This window comes from Sutcliffiella horikoshii, from assembly GCF_019931755.1.
Taxonomy (GTDB): Bacteria; Bacillota; Bacilli; order Bacillales; family Bacillaceae_I; genus Sutcliffiella_A; species Sutcliffiella_A horikoshii_E.
On record NZ_CP082918.1, the window covers coordinates 4,290,469 to 4,311,194 of the forward strand.

22 protein-coding genes are annotated in these 20,726 nt (G+C 42.1%); 1 reads left to right on the forward strand and 21 read right to left on the reverse strand.

Annotated elements, in window-relative coordinates; all coding sequences use genetic code 11:
- Positions 1-222: 222 nt before the first annotated feature.
- The 10 genes from rplI to K7887_RS21880 all read right to left on the reverse strand — a co-directional run bounded on the left by rplI (position 223) and on the right by K7887_RS21880 (position 8,802).
- Positions 223-672: a 50S ribosomal protein L9 gene (gene rplI, locus K7887_RS21835; protein WP_223491687.1), complete on the reverse strand. Its 450-nt coding sequence runs from the start codon at positions 670-672 to the stop codon at positions 223-225.
- On the reverse strand, positions 669-2,639 hold the full coding sequence (locus K7887_RS21840) for a DHH family phosphoesterase (RefSeq protein ID WP_223491688.1): 1,971 nt from the start codon (positions 2,637-2,639) through the stop codon (positions 669-671). Before K7887_RS21840 ends, rplI begins: the two co-directional genes overlap by 4 nt.
- A 33-nt stretch (positions 2,640-2,672) precedes the next feature.
- Entirely contained in the window at positions 2,673-3,620 is a 948-nt protein-coding gene (locus K7887_RS21845) for a YybS family protein (protein WP_223491689.1), read from the reverse strand.
- A 148-nt stretch (positions 3,621-3,768) separates the two neighbouring features.
- Entirely contained in the window at positions 3,769-4,008 is a 240-nt protein-coding gene (gene rpsR, locus K7887_RS21850) for a 30S ribosomal protein S18 (protein ID WP_047969622.1), read from the reverse strand.
- Between the two features lie 70 nt (positions 4,009-4,078).
- Complete coding sequence (ssb, locus tag K7887_RS21855; RefSeq protein ID WP_223491690.1) at positions 4,079-4,594, reverse strand: single-stranded DNA-binding protein; 516 nt, start codon at positions 4,592-4,594, stop codon at positions 4,079-4,081.
- Between the two features lie 45 nt (positions 4,595-4,639).
- Complete coding sequence (gene rpsF, locus K7887_RS21860; RefSeq protein ID WP_060665643.1) at positions 4,640-4,930, reverse strand: 30S ribosomal protein S6; 291 nt, start codon at positions 4,928-4,930, stop codon at positions 4,640-4,642.
- Between the two features lie 320 nt (positions 4,931-5,250).
- On the reverse strand, positions 5,251-6,351 hold the full coding sequence (gene ychF / locus K7887_RS21865) for a redox-regulated ATPase YchF (protein WP_223491691.1): 1,101 nt from the start codon (positions 6,349-6,351) through the stop codon (positions 5,251-5,253).
- 241 nt (positions 6,352-6,592) lie between these two features.
- Positions 6,593-6,790, reverse strand: a complete 198-nt coding sequence (locus K7887_RS21870; RefSeq protein ID WP_060665641.1) for a DUF951 domain-containing protein — start codon at positions 6,788-6,790, stop codon at positions 6,593-6,595.
- 26 nt (positions 6,791-6,816) lie between these two features.
- Positions 6,817-7,701, reverse strand: coding sequence for a mechanosensitive ion channel family protein (locus K7887_RS21875; RefSeq protein ID WP_223491692.1), 885 nt, complete (start codon positions 7,699-7,701; stop codon positions 6,817-6,819).
- Positions 7,702-7,785: 84 nt separating this feature from the next.
- Entirely contained in the window at positions 7,786-8,802 is a 1,017-nt protein-coding gene (locus K7887_RS21880; protein WP_223491693.1) for a YkvI family membrane protein, read from the reverse strand.
- 99 nt (positions 8,803-8,901) lie between these two features.
- On the opposite strand from K7887_RS21880, the gene yyaC reads away from it, so the two are divergent.
- Positions 8,902-9,537 (forward strand): spore protease YyaC, encoded by a 636-nt coding sequence (gene yyaC, locus K7887_RS21885; RefSeq protein WP_223491694.1) that lies wholly within the window; start codon positions 8,902-8,904, stop codon positions 9,535-9,537.
- A 47-nt stretch (positions 9,538-9,584) separates the two neighbouring features.
- Here the strand turns inward: yyaC and K7887_RS21890 are convergent, their stop codons facing one another.
- The 11 genes from K7887_RS21890 to rpmH all read right to left on the reverse strand — a co-directional run bounded on the left by K7887_RS21890 (position 9,585) and on the right by rpmH (position 20,514).
- Positions 9,585-10,292 carry a DUF554 domain-containing protein gene (locus K7887_RS21890; RefSeq protein WP_223491695.1) on the reverse strand — a complete coding sequence of 236 codons (708 nt, stop codon included), beginning with the start codon at positions 10,290-10,292 and terminating at the stop codon, positions 9,585-9,587.
- A 69-nt stretch (positions 10,293-10,361) separates the two neighbouring features.
- The gene (locus tag K7887_RS21895) at positions 10,362-11,213 is read right to left on the reverse strand and encodes a ParB/RepB/Spo0J family partition protein (protein WP_223491696.1); all 852 of its coding nucleotides are present in this window, start codon (positions 11,211-11,213) and stop codon (positions 10,362-10,364) included.
- A complete protein-coding gene (locus tag K7887_RS21900; RefSeq protein ID WP_223491697.1) occupies positions 11,206-11,967 on the reverse strand; it encodes a ParA family protein in 762 nt (253 codons plus the stop codon). Before K7887_RS21900 ends, K7887_RS21895 begins: the two co-directional genes overlap by 8 nt.
- A gap of 755 nt (positions 11,968-12,722) precedes the next feature.
- Positions 12,723-13,568, reverse strand: a complete 846-nt coding sequence (gene noc / locus K7887_RS21905) for a nucleoid occlusion protein (protein ID WP_223491698.1) — start codon at positions 13,566-13,568, stop codon at positions 12,723-12,725.
- Positions 13,569-13,687: 119 nt separating this feature from the next.
- Positions 13,688-14,404: a 16S rRNA (guanine(527)-N(7))-methyltransferase RsmG gene (rsmG, locus tag K7887_RS21910; RefSeq protein ID WP_223491699.1), complete on the reverse strand. Its 717-nt coding sequence runs from the start codon at positions 14,402-14,404 to the stop codon at positions 13,688-13,690.
- Positions 14,405-14,431: 27 nt separating this feature from the next.
- A complete protein-coding gene (gene mnmG, locus K7887_RS21915; RefSeq protein WP_223491700.1) occupies positions 14,432-16,321 on the reverse strand; it encodes a tRNA uridine-5-carboxymethylaminomethyl(34) synthesis enzyme MnmG in 1,890 nt (629 codons plus the stop codon).
- A 17-nt stretch (positions 16,322-16,338) separates the two neighbouring features.
- A complete protein-coding gene (gene mnmE, locus K7887_RS21920) occupies positions 16,339-17,727 on the reverse strand; it encodes a tRNA uridine-5-carboxymethylaminomethyl(34) synthesis GTPase MnmE (protein WP_223493733.1) in 1,389 nt (462 codons plus the stop codon).
- 478 nt (positions 17,728-18,205) lie between these two features.
- A complete protein-coding gene (gene jag / locus K7887_RS21925) occupies positions 18,206-18,844 on the reverse strand; it encodes an RNA-binding cell elongation regulator Jag/EloR (protein WP_010197885.1) in 639 nt (212 codons plus the stop codon).
- The gene (gene spoIIIJ, locus K7887_RS21930; RefSeq protein WP_010197886.1) at positions 18,841-19,623 is read right to left on the reverse strand and encodes a YidC family membrane integrase SpoIIIJ; all 783 of its coding nucleotides are present in this window, start codon (positions 19,621-19,623) and stop codon (positions 18,841-18,843) included. Before spoIIIJ ends, jag begins: the two co-directional genes overlap by 4 nt.
- Before the next feature lie 281 nt (positions 19,624-19,904).
- Complete coding sequence (rnpA, locus tag K7887_RS21935; protein ID WP_223491701.1) at positions 19,905-20,252, reverse strand: ribonuclease P protein component; 348 nt, start codon at positions 20,250-20,252, stop codon at positions 19,905-19,907.
- Positions 20,253-20,379: 127 nt separating this feature from the next.
- The gene (gene rpmH, locus K7887_RS21940) at positions 20,380-20,514 is read right to left on the reverse strand and encodes a 50S ribosomal protein L34 (RefSeq protein WP_010197888.1); all 135 of its coding nucleotides are present in this window, start codon (positions 20,512-20,514) and stop codon (positions 20,380-20,382) included.
- Positions 20,515-20,726: the final 212 nt, after the last annotated feature.

Here is a 20,726-nt window from a genome sequence, read left to right on the forward strand (position 1 = left end):
AAACAACTTTCGTAAAATGGATTGCTCTTACGTATTTTTGTAACAACTGTATTAATTGTTGCTGTCGTGCTCTTTTCTTGTTAATCAGTATAAAGGCCGTGCTAATATCTAGACTAGAAAGACGGTAAAAAGTCCAAATGCCGACTTTTTACTGGTTTTTATACAATCTATTAGAAAAGAGCTCTCATAAAGAAAACTCGGCGAGATTGCCGAGCACGTTTGTTACTTTTGTTCTGTTACGTGAACCTTCAAGGTTGCTGTAACATCTGTATGCAGCTTTACAGGTACATTTGTATAGCCTAATGCGCGGATGGCATCATTTAGCTCCATTTTGCGCTTATCGATCTTTATTTTATGCTCCTTTTGAAGCTCTTCTGCGATTTGTTTTGTTGTGATGCTACCGAATAAACGGCCGCCTTCACCTGATTTAGTTTGGAATTCAAGCGTAAGCTTTTCCAACGTCTCTTTTAGTTTCTTTGCGTTTTCTAGCTCTTGTTCCGCTTCTTTGGCTTCTTTGTTCTTTTGAGCTTCCAATGATTTAAGGTTACCATTTGAAGCCTCCATAGCCAACCCTTGTTTTAGTAGAAAATTATGGGCATAACCATCTGCCACGTTTTTCACTTCGCCTTTTTTTCCTTTACCTTTTACATCTTTTAAAAATATTACCCTCATTCCTTGGAACCTCCTTCTAAGTATTCTGTTATTGCTTGTTTCAATTGTTCTTCTGCTTCATCAATGGTCGTATTCATCTGTGTGGCTGCATTTGTCAGGTGACCGCCGCCGCCTAGATTCTCCATGACCACCTGTACGTTGACATCCCCAAGTGACCTCGCACTGATGCTTACCTGCTCGCCGTTTCGATGGGCGATGACAAAAGAAGTATTGATGTCGCTCATCGCAAGCAGCGTGTCTGCAGCCTGTGCGATCATCACCTGATCAAAGGATTCTTCAGGAACTCCTTTGGCAATAACAATGCCTTCTTGGAACAAATAGGCACTTTCTATCAATTTGGCGCGTTTCACAAAGCGGTCTAGATTTTCTTTTAATAGCTTTTGCACAAGAATGGTATCGGCCCCTTGTGAACGCAGATAGGATGCCGCATCAAATGTACGGGAACCGGTACGGACCGTGAAGCTTTTCGTATCTACTATTATACCAGCTAACAGGGCGGTCGCTTCAAGCATTGTGATTTTGATGCGTTTTGGCTGGTATTGCAGGAGCTCTGTAACAAGTTCCGCAGTGGAGGAAGCATAAGGCTCCATATAAACAAGCAACGGATCCTCGATAAAGTCCTCTCCACGTCTGTGGTGATCGATTACGACCACATTATCGATTTTACTTAACAGCTTTTCCTCAATGACGAGGGAAGGCTTATGTGTATCGACCACAACCAGCAACGTATCGCCTGTCGCTATCTCAAAGGCATCTTCCGGTGAGATGAACTTTTCCCAAAGCTCACTATGACCTTTCAGTTCTTCCAACAGGCGGTGAATGCCGGCATCAATTTCTTGGTTATTTAAAACGATATACGCATCCTTATGATTGAGCTCCGCTACTTTGGCAATCCCGATAGCCGCTCCAAGTGCGTCCATGTCCGGGTAGCGATGCCCCATGATGATCACTTTGTCACTTTCGTGAATCAGTTCCTTCAATGCATGGGAAATGACGCGTGCACGTACACGTGTCCGTTTCTCCATCGGATTTGTTTTGCCTCCATAAAAGCGAACCTTTCCATTGGTCTGCTTGATGGCTACCTGGTCGCCTCCACGTCCCAATGCAAGGTCCAGACTTGATTGGGCAAGGTGTCCCAGCTCAGGAAGAGAAGGGACTCCTGTACCAATGCCAACGCTTAATGTAAGTGGCATGCTTTGCTTGGATGTCTGTTCACGAACCTCGTCCAAAATGGAAAACTTATTCTTTTCCAATTGCACAAGGATATGTTCGTTTAATACAACAATAAACCGTTCCATGGACGTTCTTTTCAAAAATACACCGTTTTCCATGGACCATTTATTAATAATGGAGGTCACCTGGCTATTGATCGCGCTTTTCGTTTGATCATCCATCCCCTGTGTCACTTCATCATAATTGTCTAAGAAAATGATACCAAGTACCGTGCGCTCGTCTTCATATAATTTCTCAATATGCGTCTGTTCGGTAATGTCAAAAAAGTAGATAAGCCGCTCTGCTTTTTTGATTACCACTTTATATTTCCTGTCGTGCAGGGGAATCGTTTCTGTTTCGAGATCCTGCTTTAATAGAGGAATCAAGTTTTCTCCTACGTCATATAACGATCTGCCTACAAGTGTTTCTTCATGAAAACAGGAAGCGAGAAAAGGATTCGTCCATTCGATTTGATAATCGTCGTTATAAAGCATGATACCTATAGGCATTTCCATTAGCGCTTCTTCCCCAACCTTTTTTAACCGGTAGGAAAGCGTGGAAATGTACGTTTCCATTTCTTTTTTAGCCTTTTGTTCCACTTTGATGTAAAGATATACAACCAAGCCCAGGAGCAGAAAGCTGACAATCCCTATTTGCCATTGGAAAAACACAATTATCCCAAGTTGAATCAGAGCGATGACAAACAATAAATAGACGGGATAACGCAGATTCAGTTTTTCGAAATAATTAGGCATGTATGTTCAGCTCCTAATTAATAGTTTAGCTCATTATTTTCCTTGATTCTTTCCCTGTATTCTCTCTCTAAGTTGAAAACCGATATCTATTATTCCTATCATTCTTATTATATAGACCAAAGGAGTGATTAGGAAGGATAAAATGACCAGCGTAATCGGTATAGCTTTGGAGATCCTTTTTATATGACAGAAGTAGAAAATAAATGAGAATCCTTGCATCGTCATTAATAGCATTAAAATGAAGGAAAGGTTAAGGACTACCATAAATAAAGTTGTCCCTTCTTCTGGTGCCATAAGCGATAATATGAGGACAATCAAGTAATACCACAACAAGCTTTTCGGAAGCATTAATTCCCGGAATGGAGGAAAAGGACTGACCTTCATTTTCAACCTTTTTATAATAAAAAAAGTGATGAGCTGCGAGAAATAGGCATGTACAAAAGAGGTTAATACCAGCATGGTCGGTAATAGATAACTTGTATAGCCGAGGGACTCCTCTAATATTGCCACCGCTTCTTTTGCATTTTCTTGACCGAGGGAAGTAGCTATTGCTTCTGATGCCTGTACGGACTCCCTGATCATCTCTTGCATGACTTCTATAAAATCAATATTAAAAAGGACGATTGCCACCACATACGCCAGGATATAGTTGAGCAAGAACACCCCTGTAGCAGCGCCTAAAATGGCATAGCGGCTAGCATTCTTCTGGATCAGATGCCCCATGACCACCCCGGCAGTACTGGCTGGTATGCTCAGGGCAAGAGCAACCGGTGACCCGATTAGAACACTAAGCACCCCGGCAACCACAATTAGCCAAATCCCTGATTTCCACCCGTTTCTTGCTGTATAGACGACAAATGGGACAACGAGGGCGAGAAAGGTGATGAGCCCTATAAAAGGAATGAAGAGTGTCATGAGAAGGAGCAGGATATAGATACCGAGCAATGCTGCACCTTCTGTGATATGTTTTGTTTCCTTCATAAGTATAAACCTCCAAGAACGCTTAGTTACACAATATGTATAGTTTATCCTTAAGATTCTATTACAATCAAATGTTATGTAGAGACTAGCAAAAAGGAAGGCAGCAAGATATTCTCTCACTGCCTTCCTTTTTACTTATTCGGCTGTATTACTCACCAGAAACGTATGGTAGTAATGCCATTTGACGAGCGCGTTTGATCGCGATCGTTAATTTACGTTGGTATTTAGCGCTAGTTCCTGTTACACGACGAGGTAAAATTTTACCACGCTCAGAAACGAACTTTTTCAATACATCGATTTCTTTGTAGTCGATGTGAGTGATACCGTTAGCTGTGAAATAACAAACCTTACGACGTTTGTTACGTCCACCTCTGCGTCCTCCTGCCATTTTATTCACCTCTTCTTTTTTAGATTTTTCGGCTTATACAGCCATTTTTATAAAACGATTCCTTCTAGAATTAGAACGGCAAATCGTCATCGGATATATCAATTGGTTGGCCATCATTCTTAAATGGGTCGTCATCAACACGAGTATAACCTTGGTTGTTGTTATTGCTACGCTGTTGGTTCTGATCGTACCCAAACGAAGGTGATGAACCATAGCCTTGATTTTGATTTGGATTAGGACGAGATGTATTTCCAGAACCACCGGATCCCTTAGGCTCCAAGAACTGAACACCTTCTGCCACTACTTCCGTTACGTACACACGTTTTCCATCTTGGCCTTCATAATTGCGTGTCTGCAACCTGCCGTCTACACCAGCGAGGCTTCCTTTTTTCAGGAAGTTTGCTGCGTTTTCAGCTTGTTTTCTCCAGACAACACAGTTAATAAAATCAGCTTCGCGTTCGCCCTGCTGATTCTGGAACGTACGATTGACTGCCAATGTAAAAGTAGCAACCGCCACTCCACTTGGGGTATAGCGCAATTCAGGGTCTTTGGTCAAGCGACCGACCAATACTACGCGATTTAACATCAGAACCACTCCTCCTTGAGACGACGTCCATAAAGAGGACAACTATTATTTTTCTTCTTTTTTAACAACGATATGACGGATGATGTCTTCGCTGATTTTAGCAAGACGATCAAACTCTTGAACTGCAGCTGGCTCAGCAGCTACGTTTACTAGCATATAGTAGCCGTCACGGAAATCATTGATTTCGTAAGCTAAGCGGCGTTTGCCCCACTCTTTAGCTTCAGAAAGATCTGCACCGTTGTCAGTTAGGATCGTATTGAAACGTTCTGTAAGAGCTTTTTTAGCGTCTTCCTCAATGTTTGGACGGATGATATACATGATTTCGTACTTGTTCATCACAGTCACCTCCTTTTGGTCTAAGCGGCCCTTGTTGGGCAAGGAGCAATCAATTATAAATAATCATTACTCACAAATTAAGATTATACCAGAGGGGCCGATTTTTTGCAACATGTCCTAGTTGTTTCATAATACAGTTGATCTTCGTTGCAGGCGCTTCGCTTTTCGCGGGCGGTCCGGAAGCCTCCTCACTTCGTTGCGGGGTCTTCCCTGTCCCTTCCTCCCGCAGAAGTCTGCGCGCCTTCCACTACGATCAACTTGGATACTGCATTACTCATAAATAAAAAAGAGAGGAAAGCTCCTCTCTCATTAAACAAATTTTAAACGTTAAAGCGGAAGTGGATAACGTCTCCGTCTTTTACGATGTATTCTTTTCCTTCTAGGCGGACTTTGCCTGCTTCTTTGGCAGCTGTGTGAGAGCCTGCTGCAAGTAAGTCTTCATAGGATACTGTTTCTGCACGGATGAATCCGCGTTCGAAGTCGGTATGGATGACACCCGCACATTGAGGGGCTTTCATGCCTGTACGGAATGTCCATGCGCGAACTTCCTGTACACCTGCAGTAAAGTAAGTTGCAAGGCCAAGTAAGTTGTAAGCAGCACGGATCAGCTGATCTAGACCAGATTCTTTAATGCCAAGCTCCTCAAGGAACATCGCTTTTTCGTCTGCATCTAATTCTACTATTTCAGACTCGATTTTCGCACAAACTGTGATAACTTCTGCATTGTCTTTTGCAGCAAATTCACGTACTTGTTGCACGTATTCGTTGTCGGAAGTGTCGGCTACATCGTCTTCGCCAACATTTGCTACATAAAGGACAGGCTTGCTAGTTAATAGGTGCATGCCTTTTAGGTATTTCACCTGCTCGTCCGTTACTTCTACTGTACGTGCCGGAAGCTCATTTTCAAGCGCTTCTTTTACTAGTAAAAGCACTTCATGCTCATATACCGCTTCTTTATCTTTTTGCTTCGCCAATTTGGCTACACGCTCAAGACGCTTATCTACTGATTCTAAATCAGCTAAAATAAGCTCAAGGTTGATAGTTTCAATGTCATCGATCGGGTTCACGCCACCAGAAACGTGGGTGATGTTGTCATCAGCAAAGCAACGAACCACGTGGCAGATTGCATCTACTTGACGGATGTGAGATAAGAACTTGTTTCCAAGACCTTCCCCTTTGCTGGCACCTTTTACGATTCCGGCAATGTCGGTAAATTCGAAGTGTGTTGGTACTGTTTTCTTCGGATTTACAAGTTCTGTTAATTTTTGCAGACGCTCATCTGGAACATCTACGATACCTACGTTCGGATCTATGGTACAGAACGGGTAGTTGGCAGATTCCGCCCCCGCTTGTGTGATTGCATTAAAAAGCGTTGATTTCCCTACGTTTGGAAGACCAACGATACCTGCTGTTAAAGCCATTTTATCCACTCCTAACTTCCGTTAACACATATTTAAACCTCCCACAATTATAGATAGAATGGGAGGAAAAGACAAGTTTATTTGAATTCCAGTTGCTTTGACAGCCGCTGTTGATTTCCGCAAATGGCTTCGCTTTCCGCGGGGCGACCTTGAACCTCCTCACTTCGTTGCGGGGTCTCAACATTGTCGCTTCTCCCCCGCTGGAGTCTACGCCATTTGCTCCAATCCACAGCTAGATACTTTATTCTTCACTTCTTACTAGTATCTTTTTTATCTTCCTTGTAAATTCTTTTCGTGGCATGAGGACGGTGTGGTCGCAGCCTTCGCATTTGATGCGGATGTCCATTCCCATTCGTACTACTTTCCATCTGTTTGTTCCGCATGGGTGTGCTTTTTTCATTTCTACTACATCATTTAAACCGAATTCTTTATCTGTCATGTTTCTACACTCCCTACTTTTCTATCTCAATTGGAAGCATGCCCGTCTTGCTTTGGTTCCCGGTTATAGAGCACCAGGCGTGGAAATGGAATTTCAATTCCCGCTTCATCCAGACGATTTTTGACTTCCTTCCTGATCGAACGCCCGATATACCAATGCTTCATTGGCACTGTTTCACATGTGATCCTGAGTACAACCTCGGAGTTGCCCAACGTTTGAATGCCAAGCAGTTCTGGTGGTTCTGTCATTTCCACATATCTTGCCGGCATTTCTGCAAGCAATTCTTGAATTACTCGCTCCGCTTCTTCTATTTTCCCTTCATATGCAATGCTTACATCCACCACTGCAACGCTGTTATGAATGGAGAAATTCGTTAGTTCTACAATACTGCCATTGGGCAATATATGCAATTCCCCTGTCCAACTTTTTATTTTCGTGGTCCGAAGGCCAATCTCCTCCACATACCCTTCAAATGTGCCCGTTCTGATATAATCCCCGACCGAAAATTGGTCTTCGAATATAATAAAAAAACCTGTAATGATATCCCTTACCAAGTTTTGTGCCCCAAAGCCGACAGCAAGGCCAACAATCCCCGCTCCGGCTAAAAGTGCCCTAACATCAATATGAACAATTTCTAAAATCATAATGAAGGCGACAAAATAGACCACGTAGGTTAACACATTTTGCAACAGTTTCAGAAGTGTGTTCTCTCTTCGTTCTGATATACGGATAGGCCCTTTTTCTCTTAGTTTCACAAAGTTTTGAATGAGGTTTTTTCCTATTTTTATGATCATGGCGGCTACAAGGATGATCAGAATGATTTTGAGTAATCCTTCCCCGATAGAAACCCATAGATCCTCATTCAGGAAGGAATCTTTCATTTGTATTAGCACTCGGTTTGTCCATTCCATATTCATTTTACCTCGATATCTTCATTTATTTACTCCTAGATTCCCCACAATTTGCTATTTTACTAAAACAAAAGAAGCGTCTCCTTACTGGTTTTCTCGGTTTTTAATCGGATACAGCAGAATACAAACGAGCAGATAGAGATTGATTAAGCCAAATAGCGGGTAAAGTATTGCTACGAGGACGGAAAAGCCCACTGCGGTGAAGGGAATCATTAATAAAATGAATAATGAACACATGAGCCAAAGCGGAATTGGAATGACATTTCGAAATCTCGTAACTAATCCGAGCAACCCGGAGGCCGCCGTGGTATAGATCGCCACCCAAAGCAGGATGGTCATGAAGAATAGCATATAAAACGGATAACTCTGAATGATCGCAAAGAGTGGGATTTCGAATAACCCAAGCTTACTTTGTACCAAAATAAGCGTTTGGTTATAAAAAAGCGAGATGACTCCCAAAATGACCCCGCTCCCTACACTGGCAATGATAATTTCTCCTTTTCCTTTAACTTCTTTTCCTATCGCAGATAAAACGGCAACAAGTGGAAGGATATTCAAAGCTGTAAAGGTAAATCCAGCGGGCCAGTTGCTCTGTTCAAGCACGGACGTAGGAACGGCATCCGGGCTGTTGAGCACTGCATCTATCAGCACATAGGCTAAGGTCAACACAATGATCGGGATAATCACAACATTTACCGTAACCATTCCTTTGACGTCGTACACGAACAACAGAATTAATAAGAAACATATAATCGCTATTCCGCCCCAATAAGGGATGGAAAAGACCTGTAACGCCGCTCCGCCACCTGCAAGCATCACGACTGTCGTGGTAAATAAATAAACGACCATTACTATATTGTATAAATACGATGCTCTCTCTCCGACAAGCTTTCTTAGAACGGGGGAGAAATGCTCAGTTTGTTCCTTGCTGCTGATTTGCAGGATCACATAGCACGAAATGATAAAGAACAGGGTGAATAATAGAATGGCTAGTCCGCTTTCCGAACCGAAAAATTGCCATAGTTCCCGGCCGGATGCATACCCTGCGCCAATCACTGTACCCAATATTAAAAACATCCAGCGAAACCCGCTTTTCCACATACATGCAACCCCCTAAAATATCTGAAAATAAAAAAGTGGACGTATAGTTTCCCATAAATAGTCGTATACTGTTACTACTATTAAGAAGGAGTGGAACCTATGAATCTTAAATCTAATTTTTTTGAGAAGAAGGGAGGCAATATTCGTATTGCTCATGATGAAGTAAATGCATATAAGGAACTTGCACTTACTTTACAATCCAACCTTCCAACAGGCCTTGTGTACCGCCCCATCGTCATTGTTTGCATTGGCACAGACCGGTCAACAGGAGATTCTCTGGGACCACTAGTCGGTACAAAGCTTCATGATATAAAGCTTGACAATGTTCATGTATATGGAACTTTGGACGATCCTATTCATGCCGTTAACCTTGAAGAAAAGCTTGCATATATACAGAATAAACATCTTACTCCTTTTATCATTGCGATTGATGCCTGCCTTGGCAGGTTGAAAAGTGTAGGACAAATTACCATAGGGGATGGCCCTGTGATGCCGGGTGCTGGAGTGAAGAAAGACTTGCCGCCAGTAGGAGATATGCATATTACAGGAATTGTGAATGTTAGTGGTTTCATGGAGTTCTTCGTTTTACAGAATACGAGATTGAGTCTGGTCATGAAAATGGCGACTGTCGTGGCACAATCCATTCAAGAACTAGATAGATCCATTGAACGGAAAAATTTCCTTGCATCTGCTGCCAGGGACTCAGAACCACCGTTCATTCAAACGCAAGAATAGAAAAAAGGCCGACCAATAGAGGGTCGACCTTGCAAGAAAAGCTTATTTTATAAGATAAAAAAGTATCGAATAAGCACAAGCGCAGCTGCTACTAAGATTCCCGGAAGTAGATTGGCCACTCGAATAGCGGTTACACCTATGATATTCATTCCAATCGCCATAATCATGACCCCGCCGGTAGCGGTGATCTCGAATATGAGTAACTCCAATAAATCTGATGGGACAAACCGGTCAATTTGAGTAGCAAATAAAGCGATACTCCCCTGATAAATCATGACCGGAACGGCAGAAAACAGGACACCGATTCCTAAAGTCGTGGTCAGCACAATACTTGTGAAGCCGTCAATGATAGACTTGGTGTACAGCACTTGATGATCGCCCCTAAGTCCACTATCCAATGAACCAACAACCGACATTGCTCCGATAACAAAGATGAGCGTTGCCGTTACAAACCCCTTTGATACGGAGCCCTGCTGTTTTGACCCCATCTTACGTTCGAGCCAATTGCCGACATTGTTCAGTTTGCGGTCCAAATTAATCCATTCACCCAGAACGGCACCTACTACCAAACTGATGATGACAATCAGAAATTCATTACTTTTAAAACCCATCTGTGCCCCAAGTAAAAATACAGCAAGACCAATGATTTTCATCACCGTTTCTTTCGTATTTTCTGGAATACGGGTGAAAATTTTTCCTATTAATGTACCAAGCACAATACATATACCATTCACAATGGTTCCTAATAAAACCACTCTAAAGCCCCATTTCTATTAAAATAACGCCTATCCAAAAAAGCAAACCACCATGAAGTGATCTGCTCTTTATTCTTCTGTTTGAGCTAATAACTCTAACAATCTGTTCAGGTCATCATCAGAGAAGAATTCAATTTCTATTTTACCCTTGTTTTTCGTACGCTTGATAAAAACAGAAGTACCAAAACGCTCCCGTAATACTGATTCGTGGTCCTTAAGGAAAATATCCTTTTCCTCAGGGTCCTTTTTCGTTTCACGTGGAACACTTTCATTCAACTGCTGAATCAACTGTTCTAATTGACGCACATTTAAGTGCTCTTGCAGTACTTTGTCAATGACCGCTTTTAATTTTTCTTTCCTTTTGAGTCCCAATAATGCACGGCCGTGTCCCATGGATAGTTTTCCATCATTCATCAGCTCTTGCACAGATTTGGGGAGGGATAGTAGACGAATATGATTCGCGATATGTGGTCTACTTTTTCCAAGCCTGCTTGCTAACTGTTCCTGTGTCAGCTCCAGTTTCACCATTAAGGATTGATAGGCAGCGGCTTCTTCAATCGGTGTAAGGTCCTCACGCTGCAAATTCTCCAAAAGAGCAAGTTCCATCATTTGCTGCTCCGTTAATGAGCGGACCACTACAGGAACTTTGGACAGTTTTGCCTCTTTCGCAGCCCGAAAACGGCGTTCCCCAACGACAATTTCGTATCCTTTAATGCTTTTGCGAACAATAATCGGTTGAAGGATTCCGTGCTGCAGAATGGATTCTTTCAATTCTTGTATTGCTTCTGGCTCAAAGTATTTACGAGGCTGGTAGGGGTTCGGTCGCACTTCCTTGATACTGATTTCTTGAACGGCTTCTTCCTTAGAAGCTTCAATGGAAGGAAACAGCGCATTTATGCCTTTACCTAATCCTTTACCCATGTGTCACCACTTCCTTTGCTAGATCTAAGTAAACTTCCGCTCCACGTGACTTCGGATCATAAATAATGATGGGTTCTCCATGGCTTGGCGCTTCACTCAAACGAACATTACGAGGAATAATGGTTCGATACACTTTATCTTGGAAATACTTTTTCACTTCTTCAATTACTTGAATACCCAAATTCGTTCTGGCATCGAGCATTGTAAGCAAGACACCATCAATCATAAGTTCTTTATTTAAATGTTTCTGTACGAGCCTTACCGTATTTAATAGCTGACTTAATCCTTCGAGTGCATAATATTCGCATTGTACCGGAATCACAACTGCATCAGAAGCTGTTAAAGCATTGATGGTCAATAAGCCCAAAGATGGGGGACAATCGATGATTATGTAGTCAAAAAGATGCTTCACATCATCTAATGCTCTCTTTAAACGCACTTCTCTTGAAATAGTAGGAACTAGTTCAATTTCAGCACCTGCGAGTTGTATGGTTGCTGGGATGATGGAAAGGTTCTCTACCTTTGTTGGGAGGATTGCCTTTTTTGCTTCCACATCTTCTACTAAAATATCATAAATGCACTGATGGACTTCTGCTTTTTCAATTCCCACTCCACTTGTGGCGTTTCCTTGTGGGTCCACATCTACTAAAAGCACTCTTTTACCAATGTAGGCTAAACAAGCACCTAAGTTAACAGATGTAGTCGTTTTTCCAACTCCACCTTTTTGGTTAGCAATAGCAATAATTCTGCCCATGCTGTCACCTGCCTTCAGAAAAGAACATACTTTTTATTCGTTGGTACTGGGTAACACCGCTGTTGATTTCCGCACTGGGCTTCGCTTTCCTAGGGGCGGTGCTTGAGCCTCCTCGGCTGCGCCTGCGGGGTCTCAACCTACCACTATCTCCCTCAGGAGTCTTCGCCCTGTGCTCCAATCAACAGCTAGAAACTATTCTATTGTTGAAGATTCGATTAAACGGGATATAAGTTACTCATTTATTTTATCATGAATTGACAGAAATTTAACTTGTTTTTGAGAATAAATATCGGGGAGGGGGTGATGGGGAAATTGTCGAACAATGTTTCTCGGGAAATAATCCATCATGGCTCAATAAATATTTGGTTAACCACCGCTGTTCCTTTCCGCAAATGGCTGCGCTTTCCGCGGGGCGACCTTGAGCCTCCTCGCATTCGCTGCGGGGTCTCAACATTGCCGCTACTCCCCCGCAGGAGTCTTCGCCATTTGCTCCAATCCACAGCTAGAAAATAACGAAAACAAAATGTTAGTGCTTTTTCAGTTAATAAAGTCATCTTGTTGATTGAAGTGTAAGGCGCGCAGACGCCCGCAGGCAAGCGAAGCGCCTGAAACGGAAATCAACAGTTTTTTATACTACCTTATTTTTATAAAAAAAAGATGGCTTCGCTTATTACTTATCTAGACGTAGCTATTAGTAAAATTACTAGATTGCTAGGTTTTTGATAAATAACGGCGAGGGCCATCTTATAGTGGAATTATTTTTTCGGTATGCGAATGGTGAATTGGTAATATTCTTCGGTTTCTTCTTCTTGGGAATCGAGCTTGATGCCGCTATCGTTTACCATGGTAAGTGATTGGCGGATCGTGTTCATCGCAATACGCATATCTTTACTGAAGGCTTTTCGTTTAGCCTTTGGTTTTGGATTTGCAGCTTCAAGAAGTTTTACCACGCGTTCCTCTGTTTGCTTGACATTCAAATGCTTTTCAAGAATTTCAGCAAGAACAGCCACTTGTTTTTCCGGTTGCTTTAACGGAATAAGGGCACGTGCATGACGTTCCGTGATTTTTTTCTGAAGAAGGGCATCTTGGATTTCAGAAGGCAACTTTAATAGACGCAGCTTGTTTGCCACAGTGGATTGCCCTTTTCCTAAGCGCTGGGCAAGAGCTTCTTGTGTCAAACTATGCAATTCCAACAGCTTGGAATAAGCGATTGCTTCTTCAATTGCCGATAACTCTTCACGTTGGAGGTTCTCAATAAGAGCCACAGAGGCTGTTTCTGCATCGTTAAATTCTTTCACAATGGCAGGAATGGTTTCCCATCCTAGCTTCTGAACTGCTCTCCACCGGCGTTCTCCAGCAATGATCTCAAATTTACCCTCATCAAATTGACGGACGACGATAGGTTGGATAATTCCATGCGTCCGGATGGTCAGAGATAACTCTTCTATTCTTTCATCTACAAAAACAGTACGTGGTTGGTATCTATTCGGAACAATGTCCTTTACAGCTACCTGCATAATTTTTTCATGATCAGTCTTTTCTACTATTTCCTGTTCTTCTTTTTCGCCAATTCCAAAAAAACGAGAGAACGGAGACTTCATAGTTCCACCACCTTATGGATAGAATCCCTATTAACGTAATTCGCTTTTCACGTTAATAAGTCCTGTTTTTCCGATCAAAATGTTTCACATGAAACACGTTTTGCATGCAAAGGGTAACCCTATTCTAATGGTTGTTTATTAGGTGTACCTGGTTTACGAGGGTACTTCTTAGGTGTCGATTTAATCTTTTTGATGATAAGGATATTTCTTTCACTTTCCTCTAATGGCAAGGAAAAAGAATGCACCTTTTCTAGTTTTCCTCCTAATATTTGCAAGGCTTTTTTCCCTTTTTCAAGCTCCTCGCTTGCAGCCGCAGCTTTCATCGGCACAAACATACCGCCTTCTTTTACTAACGGCAGGCATAGTTCGCTTAATACAGATAAACGGGCAACAGCTCTTGCCGTAACAAGATCAAATTTCTCGCGATAGTCCGCATTTTTTCCGAATGTTTCCGCTCTGTCATGAACGAAATGGACATTTTTCAAATCAAGCTCATTAGCAAGGTTCTGTAAAAATGTAATTCGCTTATTCAAAGAGTCCACAATGGTAACCTTTAGGTTTGGAAAACATATTTTCAGAGGAATGCTCGGGAAACCAGCACCCGCTCCCACATCACATAGAGATAATTCTTGGTTAAGATCGACATAGAACGATGCGGTAATGGAATCATAGAAATGTTTAAGGTAGACCTCTTCTTCATCCGTGATGGCAGTAAGATTCATCTTCTCATTCCATTCCACCAGCAGCTTGTAATATGTATCGAACTGAGAAAGCTGTTGAGAAGAAAGGGAAATCCCCTTCTCCTCCAACAGGGAAATAAATTGTTCTTTATTCATGTGTTCGTATCCTTTCTATCGTTGGATTTACTCGTTGGATACTTTGGCGATACGACCTTGTTCCAAATAGACAAGCAAAATGGAAACGTCCGCTGGATTTACCCCAGATATTCTGGAAGCCTGGGCAACAGATAAAGGACGTACTTCTTTTAACTTCTGCCTTGCTTCGTTTGCAAGTCCGTGAATGTCATCATAATCGATGTTTTCTGGTATTTTCTTATTCTCCATCTTCTTCAAGCGATCCACTTGTTGAAGGGATTTTTGAATATACCCTTCATATTTCACCTGAATTTCCACCTGTTCTGCTACATCAGGAGAAATCTCCTTGTTTGCAGGCACCATCTGGTGAATATGATCATAGGTCATTTCAGGACGCTTCAAAAGGTCTGCTGCCCTGATGCCATCTTTCAGCTCGCTTCCGCCAGCTTCCCTGATGATGGTCTGAACCTGTTCATTCGGTTTAATGATGATAGATTGCAGGCGTTCTTTTTCTGCTTCGATCTCTTGTTTCTTCGCTTCAAACTTTGCATATCGTTCCGGGGAAATAAGCCCGATTTTACGCCCGATTTCCGTTAAACGCAGGTCTGCATTGTCATGACGCAAGAGCAAGCGATATTCCGCACGAGAAGTAAGCAATCGATATGGTTCATTTGTTCCTTTTGTCACCAGGTCATCGATCAGTACCCCGATATAAGCATCAGAACGGCTTAAGATAAGGTCTTCCTCACCCAGGGCACGTCTTCCGGCATTGATACCTGCCATGATTCCTTGCCCGGCCGCTTCCTCATACCCCGAGGTCCCGTTGATTTGCCCTGCTGTATAAAGGTTTTGAATTCTTTTTGTTTCAAGTGTCGGCCATAATTGCGTTGGGACGATGGCATCATATTCGATGGCATACCCCGCTCGCATCATGCGGACATTTTCAAGACCTGGAATAGTAGAAAGAATCTTACGCTGCACATCTTCCGGTAGGCTTGTGGAAAGTCCCTGTACATAGACCTCTTGCGTATTTCTTCCTTCTGGCTCTAGGAAAATTTGGTGTCTAGGCTTGTCGTTGAAGCGCACCACTTTATCCTCGATAGACGGGCAATACCTAGGCCCGGTCCCCTTAATCATCCCAGAGTACATCGGGGAACGGTGAAGGTTGTCATCAATAAGTTGGTGTGTTTCTGCACTAGTATAGGTCAACCAGCAAGGTAGCTGATCGGTAATGTATTCGGTTGTTTCATAGGAAAACGCACGTGGCACATCATCGCCTGGTTGTATTTCCGTTTTGCTGTAGTCGATGGATGCACTATTTACACGTGGTGGTGTTCCTGTTTTGAAACGTACCAAGTCAAACCCAAGTTCCTCTAAATGCTCGGAAAGCGTGATAGAAGGCTGTTGGTTATTTGGTCCGCTTAAATACTGAAGTTCTCCCAGTATAATTTTTCCGCGAAGGAAGGTCCCTGTGGTGATAACGACCGTCTTGGATTCATAGATGGCACCTGTTTGCGTGATAACACCCTTGCAAACACCGTCCTCGACGATTAACTTCTCGACCATTCCTTGCAGCAAGGTGATATTTTCTTCGTTTTCGATAGTTTTTTTCATTTCATGCTGATAAAGGAATTTATCGGCCTGTGCACGCAATGCACGTACCGCAGGACCTTTACCCGTATTCAACATACGCATTTGAATATGCGTTTTATCGATATTTCTTCCCATTTCTCCACCAAGCGCATCAATTTCACGCACGACGATTCCTTTAGCAGGACCGCCTACAGATGGATTACATGGCATAAAAGCGACCATATCCAGGTTGATGGTCACCATTAACGTTTTCGCTCCCTGACGAGCTGCTGCCAGTCCTGCTTCTACACCCGCATGACCAGCACCAATTACTATTACATCATAGGAACCTGCATGATATTCCATGTTTGTTCCCTCCTATTCTATTTACCTAAGCAAAATTGTGAGAACAGCTGATCAATCAGGCTTTCATGTACCGCATCGCCGATAATTTCACCAAGTATTTCCCACGTTCTCGTTAAATCTATTTGTACTATATCTATTGGCACGCCGCTTTCCATTCCTACTATCGCATCTTCCAGTGCTTGTTGGGCTTGCGTGATCAACCCAATATGACGGGAGTTAGAGACATAGGTCATATCTCCTGCTTCTAAATCCCCTTGGAAGAACATAGAAGAAATGCCCTCTTCTAGTTCATCAATTCCTTGTTCCTCTTTTAAAGAGGTGGAAATGACCGTGTGTTTGTTGGCAAGCTCTTTCACTTGCTCTATATCAATTTTCGTCGGCAAGTCCGTTTTATTGACAATAACAATGACATCCATGCCTTTTACCGCTTCAAACAACTGCTTGTCCTCATCTGTGAGGTCATCGTTATTATTTAAAACAAGCAAAATCAGATCCGCTTTTTTCAACACTTCTCTTGATCTCTCGACACCAATACGCTCTACGATATCTTCTGTTTCCCGGATACCTGCAGTATCCACCAGACGTAATGGCACACCTCGGACACTTACATATTCCTCAATGACATCACGGGTTGTTCCTGGAATATCGGTTACAATTGCCTTATTTTCATGTACTAGACTGTTAAGCAAAGATGATTTTCCGACATTCGGCCGTCCAATAATAACAGTAGAAAGACCTTCTCTTAATATCTTACCCTGTTGGGAAGTTTGTAACAGCTTTTCCAGTTCTTCTTTTACATAAGTGGACTTTTCAAGCAATAACTGATGCGTCATTTCTTCGACATCATCATACTCTGGATAATCGATATTTACTTCGACATGTGCCAGCGTTTCTAAAATTTCCTGACGAAGTTTCTGAATCAGTTTGGATAGTCGACCTTCCATCTGTCCCAGAGCTACATTCATCGCGCGATCTGTTTTGGCACGGATCAAATCCATCACCGCTTCTGCTTGTGAAAGGTCAATACGTCCATTTAAAAACGCTCGCTTCGTGAATTCTCCAGGTTCCGCAAGTCTTGCTCCCCTGCTTAGTACTAGTTGAAGCAATTTATTGACGGAAACCAGTCCGCCATGGCAGTTTATTTCTACCACATCTTCTCTTGTAAAAGTTTTAGGTCCTCGCATAACTGAAACCATTACTTCTTCTATTATCTTTTCCGTTTTTGGATCTACGATATGTCCGTAGTGAATGGTATGAGAGGCAACATCTTTCATTTTCTTGGAGGATGGGGTGACAAAGATTTCATCAATGATCCGGAACGCTTCTTCTCCGCTCAGGCGGACAATGGCAATCGCACCTTCTCCCATTGGAGTCGAAATAGCTGCTATCGTGTCAAACTCATACATATCATTCACCTCATTTCTTTTTCTTTTTGTTTCTTCTATATCAATGTAAAATAGTTCGTCCTTTAACTTACTAAGGTTAGCATAATTTTTGTGTCTTTTAAAGTATTCCTGTTCGACAGTTATCCACAAAAATTTCCCGAACGGTTCTTTTGTCATCAATCATTTTAACTTATCCACATGTGAATAACAATAAACAAATCTCGCACAGTTGTTTCATCAGTTTTGCCGAAGTTTCTGTTCGCTAAAACAAATCTAAAGATTTTAGATCTTGCTGTTCCTTTTATCCGTTTTTTCCAGTGAAGACCTATCTCCTCCTTTTTTCTCGTCACTAAGGTCTTCATAACGGCGATGAGGACTTCTCTTCTCCTTTTTCCTCGTCACCAAGGTCTTCATCACAACGTTGAAATGAAGCATTACCCTGACGACCATAAAAAAACGGCTGGCCCTTATTTGTAGGGTCAGCCGTTTTAGGTTTGGATTATCTTTTTGCGACTTTGTTCTTTTTTGTTGTGATCACAAGGGAGCGGTTCGGTTCTTTTCCTACGGAGTAGGTTTCTACTTCCGGGTAGGCAGAGATGATCGAGTGCATCACTTTGCGTTCAAAAGAAGGCATCGGTTCAAGATGGACATCCTGTTTTGTTTTTAATGCTTTTTGTGCAAGCCGCTCTGCAAGCTGTTCCAAGGTTTCCCGGCGTTTCTCGCGGTATCCTTCTGCGTCGATGACGACATTTAGATATTGATTGGAATAGCGGTTTGCGACAATTTGCGTTAAATATTGAAGGGAATTAAGGGTTTGTCCCCTTTTTCCGATAATTAAAGCTGTTTTTTCGCCACTGATGCTGATGGAGATATTCCTACCTTCTACTTTTACATCAAGTTCTGCGACAATATTCATTTCAGTAAGAACTTTTTTCAAGAAATTCGTTGATTCTTCGATCGGGTCTTGCTTCAATTTGACGGTTACAACACTAGGTTTTGAGCCAAACAATCCGAAGAGACCTTTCTTGCCTTCGTCAACGATAGTAATTTCTGCACGGTCTTTTGATGTGTTTAGTTGAGCTAAAGCAGATTGGACAGCTTCCTCGACTGTTGGACCAGTTGCAGTTATTTCTTTCACTTTTTCGTTCCTCCTGCAGTTCCAGCAGCTGTTTCTTTTGCTTTTCTCAGCTCCGGTCCTTTAATAAAGTAAGTTTGAACAATCATAAAGATGTTACCCACTACCCAGTATAGGGAAAGTGCCGCAGGGAAGTTGATCGCAAATACAACGATCATAATCGGCATGATCCAAAGCATCATCACCATCTGCGGGTTGTTGTCCATACCAGCCATCATGATTTTTTGCTGGATGAATGTTGTGATACCAGCAACGACAGGAAGGATGAAGTATGGATCCGGATCTCCCAAGTCAAACCACATGAAATTATGGTTGGCAATTTCCGTCGTACGAGTAATCGCATGGAAAAATCCGATAAGGATCGGCATTTGAACCAATAATGGGAAACATCCGGCAAGCGGGTTTACACCATGCTTTTGGAAAAGACCCATTGTTTCTTGCTGTAATTTTTGTTGTGTTTTTTGATCTTTAGAACTATATTTTTCACGAAGTGCTTTCATTTCCGGTTGTAAGGCTTGCATCGCCTTTGCATTCTTCGTTTGTTTAATCATTAACGGTAAGATAGCAAATCGGATTAATAACGTTACAATAATGATGGATAAACCGTAGTCATTGTTCATTAGTTCAGCAAAATAAGTGATCAACCAAGACAATGGATAAACTACATATTCGTTCCAGAAGCCTTCGCTTTCATTGGTGATTGGCTGGTTGATTTCTGTACAGCCTGATAGTAAAGCTACAAGTCCAATAAGGGCCATTAGTAGCCATATTCGATTTTTCAACCTCTTTTTCCTCCTTTTTACACAAAAAAAATGATTCCTTTTACATCCTATCATTTTTATCTGACAAATTGAATATATGTCACACTTCCAACACATTTTTTCCTATCTTCTATATAACACCGCTGTTGATTTCCGCACCGGGCTTCGCTTTCCGTGGGGCGACCTTGAGCCTCCTCACTTCGTTGCGGGGTCTCAACATTGTCGCTTCTCCCCCACTGGAGTCTTCGCCCTGTGCTCCAATCACCAGCTATAAACTTAGTAATTTTTTTTGTTAACTTACATTATTTCTTAGCAGAAAGTGTCGGGAGTTTTCTTATTACGTGTTGTAGGCTTTTCTTTACTTCTTCAAATGACATGTCTGCAGCTGGCTTTCGAGCGATCACGACAATGTCGACGCCGCCAGGAAGATGTTCCTTCATTTCGTGGACTGCTTGTCTGACTAGCCGCTTTATTCGATTCCTTGTTACAGCGTTTCCAATTTTCTTGCTGACAGATAAACCAATCCGGAATATGGGCTGGTCCGCTTTCTGCACAGCATATATCACAAATTGCCGATTGGCCATCGACTTTCCTTTTTGGAACACATGTTGGAACTCTTTATTTTTTTTGATTCTTTGTTCTTTCCTCAATGTGTCTCCTCCTGCCTTACACAAATCCTCTAATTCGGTCCTATTTCAACATTCTTTCTCAATTCTCGTGAAAAAATAACCGGAATATGCCCGAAATAGTAAAAAAGACCACTGACAGTCAGTGGCCTTATGCTGATAATACTTTTCTTCCTTTGCGACGACGACGTGCAAGAACTTTACGTCCATTTGCAGAACTCATGCGCTCACGGAAACCGTGTACTTTACTACGTTTACGATTATTTGGTTGAAACGTTCTTTTCATTACTATGACACCTCCCTGAGGATACTTCAAAATCTAAGTGGAAAAACACCTCTATATGATCGATAGACATTTATAAGCCGTTTTTCAACACCACTGGAAAGTCTTGCTTTCCTATAATATAAAATTTCTTTACAGACAGTCTTAATAATTATAGAGAATATACCATCGAAATGTCAACTTCCCAAATGTAAGTATAAATTCCCCGGCCTCAC